The following is an 11,990-nucleotide window of genomic DNA, read 5'->3' as shown; positions in this document are numbered from 1 at the left end:
AAGTGATGCAAGCTGCTGCCAAAACTGCTAAAAACCCGGAATCCGGCTCCAGATCTGCCGGAAAACCTTTTTTTGACAAAAACGGAAAAGACAGCTTTTTTTCTTCAAAGTCGCGATCAGAAGAACGTTTTTTCCCGATGCTGCAAACCAGATTGAAAATCGGCGAGCCGGGCGACAAGTATGAAAAAGAGGCGGATGCTGTTGCCAGCAGCGTAGTTCAGAAAATGGCGCAGGAAAAAGCGGAAACTTCTGTCCATGCCGGAAAAAAAGAAATTCAGCGGAAGTGTACCGATTGCGCCACAGAAGAAAAGGTTTCCAGAAAGGAAAAACCCAAAGGCGGACAGGATCAAGATCTGCATCGGAAAGCAGCCGGGATAGCACCGTTTACAGCCATTCACCGTACTTCGGATCTGCCAGAAAAAGCAAAGGCAGACGAAAAAGAAAGTGTTAAGCGAAAACTCGCAAAAGAGGAAAAGCCCGCCATTCACAAGCTGAAAGACCGCAGCCCGGAAGAAAAAGTAGCCAGGAAAGCAGATGCTGAAAAAGAGGTCAAGCGAAGTATAAAATCTGCAGATGAAAAAAGGCAGAAAAAAACTTCGGACAGCACGGCAGCGCCGATGGACGGATTGGAGGAAAAACTGAACGCGGGCAAAGGTTCGGGAAGCGTATTGCCGGCACGGATCCGTTCCGGAATGGAAACTTCAATGGGCGCGGATTTGTCGGGTGTGCGCATACATACCGGAAGCAAAGCGGCGGAAATGAGCGAATCCGTCAACGCGCAGGCTTTTACCTATGGACAAAACATTTATTTCAATCAGGGAAAATACAATCCGGATTCAACAGAAGGCCAGCATTTACTTGCGCATGAACTGACGCATACGTTACAGCAGGAAGGCGGTGTTCAGCGGAAAATAAAACCCGGGGCAAATTCAGGATTTGCCGTGCCGCAAACGCCGTTTCATCCTTCGGGACATTCCGGAATGCCGCATATACAGCGTGATTTACTGAACGATGCATGGAATGCAACGGGCGGACAACTGGTTGACGCAGCCGGAGAAGTGCTGGAATTCAGCGAAACGCTTTTCTGGGAAGTCGTAGAAAAAATCGGCGGAAGCAGTTTAACGGCTACTTTAAGGGAAATACAAAATACAGGCGTTGCGGAATTTTTCAAAAACAAGCTTCTTGGCGCTGTCGACACCATTTTTGACGGACTGCAGAACAATTCCGGCGTTATTGCTTTGGTTTTTCCGAAATTCGGTGAGTTGCTGAACCGCGCGCAAGTGATTATCAATGCCTTGGCGCAGGGCGATTGTCAGCCGCTGTTTGCAGCACTGGAAGAACTGAAAGGAATTGTAACCGAAATGGCGGGAGAAGCATGGGACGCTATAACCGAATTCTTTCAGCCGGCCATCGACTTTTTTACCGAAGTCTGGAATTCGATTGCGTTGCCCGCCATTGAATGGCTGAAAAACAAGGCAGCAGCCATTTGGGAAGGTATAAAACAGCTTGCCGCGTTCATTTGGAAAGGATTTTCACCTATACGAGATGCCGTCAGTGCTGCGTGGGACTGGTTGCAAAGAATGCTCGGACAGAACGCGGACGAAACCGGGGAAGAAGGGCTTATTCAATGGGCGCAGCGCAAAGTGGAGGCGGTTTGGGAAGAAATCAAGGAACTGGTCCGTCCGGTTATAGAACCTGCAAGACAGCTGGTTACAAGAATTGCCTCCTTTATTCCGCTGGGTGCCATCCTGAATCTGCGTCAGACGATACAGGACTGGCTGGCCAAGGTGGTGGCCACTTCGGCGGCCATGGGCGGTGACGCTTCCAACATCGGCAACGAAGCGGCACAGACGAGCCTCAGAAACCAGATTCTGCCGGCTGTTCAGGCATCCATCCAAGATTTAAAGGGCTCGATTTCAGAAGCTTCGGCCTGGGTAAACGGACAGGTCGGTGACATTTACAACGCTGTAACGGCTTTCTTTTCCACTGTCAGGAACATTCCTTTGTTAGGCATGGCCGGAAGTGCAATCGAGTGGCTGGAAACAAAAGCCGCCGAATTCAAGGACTGGTGCCAGACGCAGGTAACCGCACTTTTTGACGTACTTCAAAGCGGTCTGACGTATTTGTCGGGCTTCCTGACGCCGATTTATGATGCGCTTCACAAGATTTTTTCGGCACTCGGCGATCTGCTTGGTAAACTGCCGGAATTCCTGCTTGGACCGGTCTGGGCCATACTTCCGGATTGTATCAAAGAACCGGTCAAAAAGTTTTTCATCGAGCAGATTCTCGGCAGGCTGTCCTTTTTCCAGAAACTCAAACAGGCAGAAAATATCTGGGAACGGATCGAGAATATGGCTATTGTGGCTTTAAAACAGGTTTTTATTGACGGGGATCTTGGAAAGGCAATCTGGACATTTTACAGCACCATGCTGGATATCATCGGAATTCCGCCTCAGCTTGTAACGAGGGTAATTGCCAAAGCTGCGCAGTCGCTTAGTGCTATCATGGCTGATCCGCTGGGTTTTCTCGGACATTTTATAAGTGCATTGAAACTGGGTTTTGAACAATTCTTTAACCGGTTGGGAACACACCTGCTCGGCGGGCTTCAGGCGTGGCTTCTGAGCAAACTGGAAGGAACGGGTATCGAAATGCCCAAGGATTTCAGTTTTATGTCCATGCTGAAACTGGCTTTCCAGATTCTCGGAATTACAGTCGATATGCTTCTGAAACAGCTGGAAGAGGTAACCGGTAAAGAAGGACTGAAACAAAAGATAGAAAATTACATCGGCGTTATTTCCGACGCATGGGAATGGTTCCAGAAACTGATGAATCAAGGCCCGGAAGGCGGCAGTGTCTGGGACAAACTGGAAGCTGCGGTCGGAAGTATTTGGGATATGGTTCTGGACGGCATCATCGGCTGGCTGGAAGAAACAATTGTGGTAAAAGCACTTGCCTGGATTGCACAAAAGCTTGATCCGACAGGTATTATGGCTGTTATCACGACGGTTATAGACGTTTTTGTCGTCTTTCAGGCAGTCGTGGAAAAAGCCCGTGAAATCCTGGAAATGATCGAACGCGTTCTGGACAACATCGGGGCGCTTATTATAGGAATCATCGATCAAGCGGCCGTTGTGCTGGAAACAGCCATTGCATCGGCGATCCCGGTTGCGATGGCCATCATGTCTTCCCTTTTTGGCCTCAACGGCGTGGTGGACAAAGTGAAGGAAGTAATTCAGGAACTGCGCCAGAAAGTGGAGAACGGCGTCCGGAAGGTAATGGAAAAAATCAAAAGCTGGATTGAAAAGCTGTTTGGGAAAGAAGAAAAAGAAGGAGCAGACAGCATCACAAGTGCGTTAAGGGAAATTGAGGAAGAAGGAGAAAAGGAGGAAGATGAAGGAGGGATTACAGAAGACGAGGCAAAAACGATCAAAGATAAAGTTAATCAGGATCATGCTTCGGTCATTGAAATATCTTCTGTTGCTGACGGAGGTGAAACCTGGGATTATGATTATATTCAGAAAAAAAGCAAGAAAATACCCAAAACACCGGTTCCTGAATCTACTGCAGCAGAGTGGAAGGAACCGTATGCCGGTGAATTCGGCACAGCCATGAACATCGAAATCCTTTCCGTCAAGCCAGGCCCGAATAAAGGATCCAAGCCGCCTGCAACCGGCTCGGCATCCGATTTCTGGAAGATACTAGTTATGCGCAGGAATATGGAAAACAGATCTTTTTATGTACAGGGACATTTACTGAATGATAATCTGGGCGGGCCGGGAGCAAATTACAATCTGGCTCCTATAACGCAGGGAGCCAATTCGGAACACCACAGACAAATCGAGAAAAAAATAAAAGCCGGCGTGGCACAGGGTCAAGTATATACTTACACAGTATGGGCTGAGTATGGACGTGCAACAAACACCAAATTGCTCGGACTGATCGATAAAGAAATAAAGGGTCTTTCAGGCCAGGCAAATGATCCTGCAACTGCCGGAGAATTGGCCCGACTGAAGCTGGTCAGGCTGATTGTGGAAAGTGAAAAGTATATTCCCAAAGCTTTGTTTTTTACAGCTTCCAAGCTGAAACTGAAAGATGGCAAATGGGTGAAAGACAGCAGTATAGGTCAGGACGGAATTCATGTTGACATTGATGACAAAAATGTTGAAAATGCGGAAGATCTGAAAGACCGGTATTTATAAAAGTATGACCCGTTACCTTTCCACTTTACTGGATGATTATTTAAGGCCGGTGATCCTTACGCGGCTTGGGATACACTTCGAACAAAAGACTGATTTTAAAAGCATTGAAAAAATTCCATTTCCGGATTTTTCAGGATTTGAAGAACCGCTTGCTTTATTTTTTGAGCATGAGAAATTGTCTTTTGACGAGATCATTTGTCTGTTGATCGCACTTGTACCGCACCTCAAACCGGATTTCTTTGACAATGTAATTCATGCATTTTTTGATCAGCCGACGGATTTTTACCTCATCGGCGGCGTTCGCGGAAAGCAGTTCAGAGGGTTTATACCAACGGCTGAAACGGTTTTGTTTGTACTGGCCGGAGACCAACTTGAAAAGCGTCTTGAAGTGCAGCAACTGTTTGGAGAAGATCATTTCTTTGCGCGAAAACGCATTTTATGGCTGGAAGATGCGCCGGCAGGAGAACCGGCCATGAGCGGAAAAATCATCATGTCGCCGGAATATACCGACAGTCTGACAACCGGGAAAATTTCAAGGCCCCGGTTCGGGATTCATTTTCCGGCCAGATTGATTGAGACCGAAAGGGAATGGAAAGATCTTGTGCTGAACGAGCATACGATGCAGCAGCTCGGCGACCTGCAGAACTGGGTTTTGCACGGCAACACGCTGCTGAAAGACTGGAATATGAAGCACATGATCAAGCCGGGTTACCGGGTGTTGTTCTACGGATCGCCCGGAACGGGTAAAACGCTGGCGGCAACGTTGCTGGGAAAATATACCGAAAGGGATGTGTACAAAATCGATCTTTCCACGGTTGTTTCCAAATTCATCGGAGAAACGGAAAAAAACCTTTCCAATCTGTTCACAACGGCCGAAAGTCACGAATGGATCCTGTTTTTTGACGAGGCCGATGCACTTTTCGGTAAGCGTACGGGCGTTCGCGATGCGCATGACAAATATGCAAATCAGGAAGTTTCGTACTTGCTGCAAAGGGTGGAAACGTATCCGGGCCTTGTCATTCTGGCATCCAATTTCCGCGACAATATGGACGAAGCGTTTATCCGACGGTTCCAGTCAGTCATTTATTTTCCGAAACCGCATAGCGACGAACGTCTGAAAATCTGGCAGAATACGCTTCCATCGCAGCTTACGCTGGACAAATCGGTTACATTAAAAAATATTGCGGCGCAGTACGAACTTACAGGCTCCAATATCATCAATATTGTTCAGCAGGTTTGTCTGAAAGCACTGGCTGCGGAGCAAACGAGTATAAGCCATGCTTTGATTACGGAAAGCATCAGGAAGGAGCTGGCCAAAGAAGGCAAGATGTTGTAAGCGGTTTTTCAATGATCTGAAAAACAAATAAAATTATTCAGCGTAACCGGTCTCGTAGAATTGCAAAACCTTTTTCCGGACTGTGCATTCGTATTTTGTCTGGATCAGGTTGGCTTTTGCACGGTCGAGGCTGCTTTTTGCCATGGTATATTCCAGCGGGCTGCTCACGCCGTTGGCCAGCCTTATTTCGGCTACATGCAAGGCTTTTTCCAGAACAACGACTTGTTCATAAAGTGTTTTGTAGCGTTCCACAGCATTTTCAAACGTTATAAAAGCCTGTTCAATCTGTTGCATCAGGGCCTGACGGACCTGCGACTGCTGATTTGCTGCAATCATTTTCTGGATACGTGCCTCCTGCATTTTGAAAGACGAACGGGTCGCGTTAAATACAGGAATCCGGATCGAAAGATTAATTGAAAAAGCCCTGTTAAGCCCCAGCTGATTAAAGTAGCCGATTGTCTTCTGCTCCACAGACGGACCGAACGATGTCGCCTGATATTTTTTCCCGTCTACATTTACAAAGGCGTTAATGGGTGTTTCCGTATAGTTTTCGCTGATCACTGTTTTCCGGGCAATAGACGAAAACGCCGTTCCGAACGAGCTGCTCAACGAGAAAACCGGATGTTTCAGCCCTCTTGCAATTTCCAGGCTTTTTTCGGCTGATTTTACCCGTATTTCACTTGCTTTTATTTCAGGAAGCAAATTTGAGGAGGCAAGATAAATATCCTTCCAGTTTTCATGTACAAGTATTGTATCGCTGTTTTCAACGGGAGTCAGCTCGAACTCACTTTCCGTTGCAGATCTGTTCAGCTGCTGGTTCAGGTTCATACGGGCGATCCGCAAGTCATTTCCGGCATTGGTGATCTGGATTTTGTCATTGGCAAGCTGCGCCAGAAGACTGTACAAGGCGGACTCGGGTACAACCTGTAACCGGATCTGCTTGTTTGTGCGGTCTATTTGCTGCTGCGTGGATTCGGATTGTGCCAGGGCCATATTGAGCAGTTCCTTCGACATCAGCACTTGCATATAAGCCTGTAATACATGCAGTACAATAGAATTTCTGGACGACTGGACATCAAGCTGGCTGGCCGACAGATTCATGGCAGCTTGTTCCTGCGCATTCTTTCGCTGGTACCCGTTGAAAATGATCCAGTCTGCCTTGATCCACAAGCTGTTTGTCCCAATCTGGTTATTGGTGATCAGATTGGTATAAGGATCAACGCTGCGGCCCAGCGAATAGCCGGGATTAAATACGCCTTCCACACTGGGCAATAGTTCCCGTTTGGTCTGCTGATGTGTATTGATCGTAGACTGCAGGCCCAGATCGGCTTCCTTGATTTCAAGATTCCGGACAAGTGCCAAGTCAATGCATTCGATAAGCGACAGTGTGTCCTGTGCATGTGCCGGAACGGCCAGTGCCGTACAAAGTGAAATCTGAAATAATTTTTTTGTGAAAAAATACATGGCTTGCAGGATTTTAGGAAATATTGGTGTCCATTGCGACCGTTGTACCATTTGCGCAGACATTCACCAGACTGGCATGATCGAGCAGATCTGTTCCGGAACCGATCATATACTGGGAAGCCCATAAACGGTAATAGGCATGTTGGTTGGCCAGAAGCCTGGCATGGCTGCCTTCTTCGATCAGCTTGCCGTCTTCAATCACCATGATTTTATCCGCACCCATTATGGTGCTCAGACGGTGCGCAATGATGATGATCGTTTTGCCGGATTCCCGCAATTTTTCAATCGTATTCTGCACGGCCTTTTCCGATAAGGAATCCAGCGAAGAAGTGGCTTCATCCAGGATGATAATCTGCGGATCGCGGTATAAAGCCCTCGCAATCGCAAGCCGCTGCCTTTGTCCGCCGGACAAGCTGGCGCCGTTTTCGCCCAGATGCGTATGGAATCCGTTGGGAAGCTTTTCAATAAAGTCACTGATGCCAAGCAGCTGGCAGGTTTTTAGAACACGCTGCATATCCGGCTGGAATTCACCCACAGCGATATTGTCAATGACATGGCCATTGAACAAATCGACCTGCTGCGGAACCACGCTGACGATGCGCCGGAGACTTTCGTTGCTGATGTGTTTGATGTCGTAATCGCCGATGTGAATGGACCCGCTCTGTAGCGGATACATATTCTGTAAAAGCGACAGGAGCGTGGATTTGCCGGAACCGCTTTCGCCTACAACTGCCGTTACTTTCCCGTTTGGTATGGTCAGGTCAAGATCCTGAAAAACCTGCACCCTTGATCCGTAACGAAAGGAAAGATGGCGGAACGTAATGTCACCGACCATTTCAGGCTTCAGTTCGATCTTGTTTTCAGCTGATTCACGTTCCAGGTCCATGATTTCAAAGAGCCTGTCGGCCGCAATCAGCGCATCCTGAATAACCGTGTTGGAACTGATGAGGCTGCTGGCCGGGCCTGTAAAATAGCCGATCAATGCATAAAACGAGAGTAATTCGCCCGGCGTTATGGCATTGTCCAGTACAAAACCGGCACCGACCCAAAGTAAAATGATGGTAAACAAGCGCGAAATCAGTTCAGAAGCATTTCCTGCCCAGATGGAAACCGAGGCAGAGGTGAAAATACTTTTCAGCAGCTTCATGAACCCGACTTCCGTTTTCACATTGGCATACGATTCCAGCCCGAACCGTTTGATCGTACCCATGGCATTAAGCGATTCCACAAGCTGCGATTCCAGGTCAGCGGAATTTTCCATCAGCTTGCGCTGGCCTTTCCGGTTGATCCGGTTGATGATGAAAAAAACAGCCGCATAAAACGGGATCACAGCCAGCATGATCAGCGCCAGTTTCCAGTCGTAAGTGAACATCATGCCGAATGAAAACACAACGATAAACAAGTTTACAACCAGCGAAAGCGCCGTGTCATTGATGAACGCCCGGATCTTGACCGCATCATTTACGCGTGAAATGATTTCACCGACGCGCATGGTATCAAAAAATTGCTGCGGCAGTTTTAAAAGGTGCTTGTAATAACCCAGGATAAGCCGCGCATCAATCTGCTGGCCGGTTTTAAGGGCAAACACACTTTTCATCGACCCTATAAACAACTGCAGTCCAAGAATCAGGATCATGCCCGTACTCAGCAGGTTAAGTAAGTTGCGGTTGCCTTCCACAAGTACGTTGTCCACGATTTTCTGTACGTAAATGGAAGTGGACAATCCGAGTACGGTGTACATCACGGCACCGAAAAGGGCCTGTGTCATCACAGAGCGGTGGGGTTTGATCAGGTTCCAGAAACGGCTTGTGACGGACCTTTTGTTATTTCCGGTTTCAAATTGTTCGCCGGGAAGCAGCAGGATCAGTACGCCCGTCCACATTTTTCTGAATGCGTCATGCGTGTATTTTTCCAGTTTTCCGGTTCCGGGGTCCATAACGGTAACAAGCATTCCGGACACCTCGTAAATCACGACAAAATGATGCAGCACTTCTTTTACAATCACATGCGCAATGGCGGGTTTCGGGATTCCGGCGAGATTTTCGAAATGGCCGCGTACGCCTTTTGCCTGAAACCCAAGCTTGTGCGCCGCTTCAATCATGCCAAGCACATTGGTGCCTTTTTTGTCCGTCGATGCGTACTGACGGATGCGTGCAATGGGCATAATGAGTTTGTAAAATGCACAAATGGATGCCAGACAAGCCGCGCCGCAATCCGTTATGTCGTGTTGGCGTACGCAGATTTTTTTTTGATTAAACATGGCAAATAAAGATTAGGATAAAACGGTAAGCTGATCGGAACGGTTGAAGAGCACTTTACATGGCGGCAACTGCATGCGGAACCGAAGGCGTATTTTTCGGATTAAGCCAGTCATCGGCCTTGTCATAAAGCAGATCGTACAAACTCCGCTCGGTGATAATAAAATGTGCCCGCAGTGTCATTCCTTTTTTTAAATACCCTCTTACACCTTGCCTGAGCGTAAGATGATCTTTGTTGAGCCGGCATTTAACCTTGAAAAAAGTCTGCTGATCTGATACCGTAACGTCATTGGAAATACTGATGATAGTCCCTTCCGCCATTCCCCACTGATTGTAATCATAAGCATCCACCTGCATGCGGGATTTCATGCCGTTCCGTAACAGTCCGATGTCTTTCGGAGATATATAACATTCCACGATCAGGTTGGAGTCAGGCGAAATCACGCCCAGTATTTCTCCGGGCTGCACATAACTTCCTGTATACTTTCCGGCCAGCTGGCCCATGGTACCGGCAACAGGCGCGGTGATCGTCAGCAGCTCTTTTTCCTTGACAAGTTGCTGTTCTTGCGACCGCAATTCGTCCAGCGCCATCCTGTATTGAGAAAGTGCATTTTCCCAGTCACTGACTTGTCGTTCAATGAATGAGCGGTATTGCGCCTGCGCCGTGTTGAATGCAAATTCCTTGTCTTCAAGCTCCTGCCGGGCAATTACCTTTTCGGCAAACAGATTTTGGTTAATCTCCAGTTCACGTTTTCTTTTCCGCTCGGTTTGCGCCAGTTCTGCCTGCTGAAAAATGTATTGTTCGTATTGCTGGCGATAAAGTGAAGACTTCAATCCTGCAATTGGGCGATTGGTACCGTGTGACGAAACAAGCAAGGTGAGATCACGGATATATAGTTGCTTTTCAGTCTGTTGTGCATGCAGTAATCGGAGTTTGCTGTCCGGAATGGCCGTTTGCAGTTGAAAAACCGGTTGTCCGGCTTTCACAGTCTGATTTTCGTGCGCCAGTACTTTCGCAATTGTTCCGCCGGTCAGCGACCGCAATTCGTTGCGTTCAGCTTTGGAACGAATTATACCTGAACTCCGAACGGAGACGTCTATACGAATAAACGGGAGTGACAATAGTCCTGTTAAAACTGCAAGTACAACCGAAACATAAATGATTTGTCCCTGCACCGAGACCTGCGGAAGATAAGCTTCCGTTGTATGTTCCATGATTTCAGCGGGGTAAAGCTGCGTTTGCATAACATTGGATTTTAGAGTGTAAAAAGATCCGGAAAATGGCAGGATAGGAAATGGAAAGAGGAGGGAAGTACGGGCAAATAGCCCTTGGTTGTGATGCAATCGGCCGGGTACTGGATTCATTTCCAGATTACGGGAGGATAACAGGGCGGACCGAACGGAATAAACGGAAATTCCTCAATAGGCTTTGACGATCCGATGCAGCCTCCGGTTTTCACACCGCCATGAATGTCATGCTGTTCAGCCGGGTTCAGTTCCGTTTGGCAGCATTCAAATGGTTCCTGATTTTTCATGTTGTTCAACTTTAATAAATGCTTATTGATTTATTTTTTTGCTTTGTTTTATATCCTTATAAAAGATGTTTTGTTACCATGCTATTAAATAAGAGTAGTTACTAATTTGAAATAATAACAGGCAACCCGTCCCGGGTTTAATAATTGTATTTTTAATTTAAGAATGCTATAAACAGGAAACCGCTCCACGGTACATACGCTTCTGAGGAGCAATCTGTTTGTTGCGAAATGTGTTATAGTTAAAGTTAGAAAAGGCCATTTATATGATTAAACTAGTTGGTTTGATGTGGCATTAATAGGGTGTTATAATTAGCCTTCATTACAATTTTTTAATGATATTTATGCTCTGCTTTTTTCGGAAAGCAGAGCATAACCTGTTTACTTGGTTACTGCGGCATAAGCAAGTACGCCGACAATAAAACCTGCTACGAGTACCTGAAGTAATCCGCCTTCAGTTTCGGTTAATTCGGATTGGCTTAAAGATACAAGCCCGTCATTTTCAAATGTCAGATTAGCGTTCATTGTTTTTAATGTTAAAGATTTAAAAATGATAAATAAAAAAATTAGTGCGTAGCAATGTAATGGGCAACCGTTACGCCAATTGCCACTCCCACAAGAAATGCCAGCAAGCCGCCATCCACTTCCGACAGTTCATCGGTAGTCAATGATACAAGTTCTCCGCCTTCGTAATTAGTAAAAAGATCTTCAAGCGATTTCGTTGAAGTTTGTGAATTGTAAGAATACATAACTGTAATGATTAGATTGTGAATAAGAAAAAAATTGGAAGGATTACTTTCTCTGCATGCTGATTTCATGGCTGTTTTACAAAACCGGATGCATCCTACTTTGCTGCATAAAGCAGAAAGTTTTTGATTGTTAATACTGCGTATTCAAGTTGAGCGTCTTCTCGATATTGATGATTATACCCCAGATAAACGGAACACGATATACGGAACTGGTCGCATATATTCCGCCATCAATCTTTTCCTGCGATTCGGGAGAAATCTCGCCGGTTTCCATTTGCGCCAGTTTACGCATAAAATCCTCATTTGACGCAGCCGATGCCTTCAGACCCGCTACGATCCCTTCTTGGTTTGTTTTCATTGGACAGTTGTTAAATTTAATTGTGAATAAAAAATTAAGAATAAAGTTTTCCCGGGCAACGGAACTTTAACCGATGCCAAAATTTGTCTCTGAT

Annotated in this window: 9 protein-coding genes; 2 read left to right on the top strand and 7 right to left on the bottom strand. The window is 46.6% G+C overall.

The window, feature by feature from the left end; genetic code table 11:
- Positions 1-5: 5 nt before the first annotated feature.
- The gene (locus tag FEM55_RS04755; RefSeq protein ID WP_138280140.1) at positions 6-4,199 is read left to right on the top strand and encodes an eCIS core domain-containing protein; all 4,194 of its coding nucleotides are present in this window, start codon (positions 6-8) and stop codon (positions 4,197-4,199) included.
- 4 nt (positions 4,200-4,203) lie between these two features.
- Positions 4,204-5,535 carry an ATP-binding protein gene (locus FEM55_RS04750; protein WP_138280139.1) on the top strand — a complete coding sequence of 444 codons (1,332 nt, stop codon included), beginning with the start codon at positions 4,204-4,206 and terminating at the stop codon, positions 5,533-5,535.
- A 33-nt stretch (positions 5,536-5,568) separates the two neighbouring features.
- Here FEM55_RS04750 and FEM55_RS04745 read toward each other — a convergent pair whose 3' ends face one another.
- The 7 genes from FEM55_RS04745 to FEM55_RS04725 form a co-directional block, all read right to left on the bottom strand.
- Entirely contained in the window at positions 5,569-6,999 is a 1,431-nt protein-coding gene (locus tag FEM55_RS04745) for a TolC family protein (protein ID WP_171036468.1), read from the bottom strand.
- Positions 7,000-7,012: 13 nt separating this feature from the next.
- Positions 7,013-9,259: a peptidase domain-containing ABC transporter gene (locus FEM55_RS04740; RefSeq protein WP_138280137.1), complete on the bottom strand. Its 2,247-nt coding sequence runs from the start codon at positions 9,257-9,259 to the stop codon at positions 7,013-7,015.
- Positions 9,260-9,314: 55 nt separating this feature from the next.
- On the bottom strand, positions 9,315-10,502 hold the full coding sequence (locus FEM55_RS04735; protein WP_138280136.1) for an HlyD family secretion protein: 1,188 nt from the start codon (positions 10,500-10,502) through the stop codon (positions 9,315-9,317).
- Between the two features lie 116 nt (positions 10,503-10,618).
- Complete coding sequence (locus FEM55_RS24880; RefSeq protein WP_171036467.1) at positions 10,619-10,792, bottom strand: hypothetical protein; 174 nt, start codon at positions 10,790-10,792, stop codon at positions 10,619-10,621.
- A gap of 378 nt (positions 10,793-11,170) precedes the next feature.
- On the bottom strand, positions 11,171-11,314 hold the full coding sequence (locus FEM55_RS24875) for a hypothetical protein (RefSeq protein ID WP_171036466.1): 144 nt from the start codon (positions 11,312-11,314) through the stop codon (positions 11,171-11,173).
- Between the two features lie 41 nt (positions 11,315-11,355).
- Complete coding sequence (locus FEM55_RS04730; protein WP_138280135.1) at positions 11,356-11,538, bottom strand: hypothetical protein; 183 nt, start codon at positions 11,536-11,538, stop codon at positions 11,356-11,358.
- Between the two features lie 130 nt (positions 11,539-11,668).
- Entirely contained in the window at positions 11,669-11,896 is a 228-nt protein-coding gene (locus tag FEM55_RS04725; protein ID WP_138280134.1) for a hypothetical protein, read from the bottom strand.
- Between the last annotated feature and the right edge of the window lie 94 nt (positions 11,897-11,990).

This window comes from Dyadobacter sediminis (genome assembly GCF_005860765.1).
Classification (GTDB): domain Bacteria; phylum Bacteroidota; class Bacteroidia; order Cytophagales; family Spirosomataceae; genus Dyadobacter; species Dyadobacter sediminis.
This window is presented reverse-complemented; position numbering and strand designations above follow the sequence as displayed.

Bases quoted from the DNA above. Each gene is read 5' to 3' on its own strand.
- FEM55_RS04735 (WP_138280136.1), bottom strand. From the start codon at position 10,502: ATGCAAACGCAGCTTTACCCCGCTGAAATCATGGAACATACAACGGAA.
- FEM55_RS04750 (WP_138280139.1), top strand. From the start codon at position 4,204: ATGACCCGTTACCTTTCCACTTTACTGGATGATTATTTAAGGCCGGTG.
- FEM55_RS04725 (WP_138280134.1), bottom strand. From the start codon at position 11,896: ATGAAAACAAACCAAGAAGGGATCGTAGCGGGTCTGAAGGCATCGGCT.
- FEM55_RS24875 (WP_171036466.1), bottom strand. From the start codon at position 11,314: ATGAACGCTAATCTGACATTTGAAAATGACGGGCTTGTATCTTTAAGC.
- FEM55_RS04745 (WP_171036468.1), bottom strand. From the start codon at position 6,999: ATGTATTTTTTCACAAAAAAATTATTTCAGATTTCACTTTGTACGGCA.
- FEM55_RS04755 (WP_138280140.1), top strand. From the start codon at position 6: ATGCAAGCTGCTGCCAAAACTGCTAAAAACCCGGAATCCGGCTCCAGA.
- FEM55_RS24880 (WP_171036467.1), bottom strand. From the start codon at position 10,792: ATGAAAAATCAGGAACCATTTGAATGCTGCCAAACGGAACTGAACCCG.
- FEM55_RS04730 (WP_138280135.1), bottom strand. From the start codon at position 11,538: ATGTATTCTTACAATTCACAAACTTCAACGAAATCGCTTGAAGATCTT.
- FEM55_RS04740 (WP_138280137.1), bottom strand. From the start codon at position 9,259: ATGTTTAATCAAAAAAAAATCTGCGTACGCCAACACGACATAACGGAT.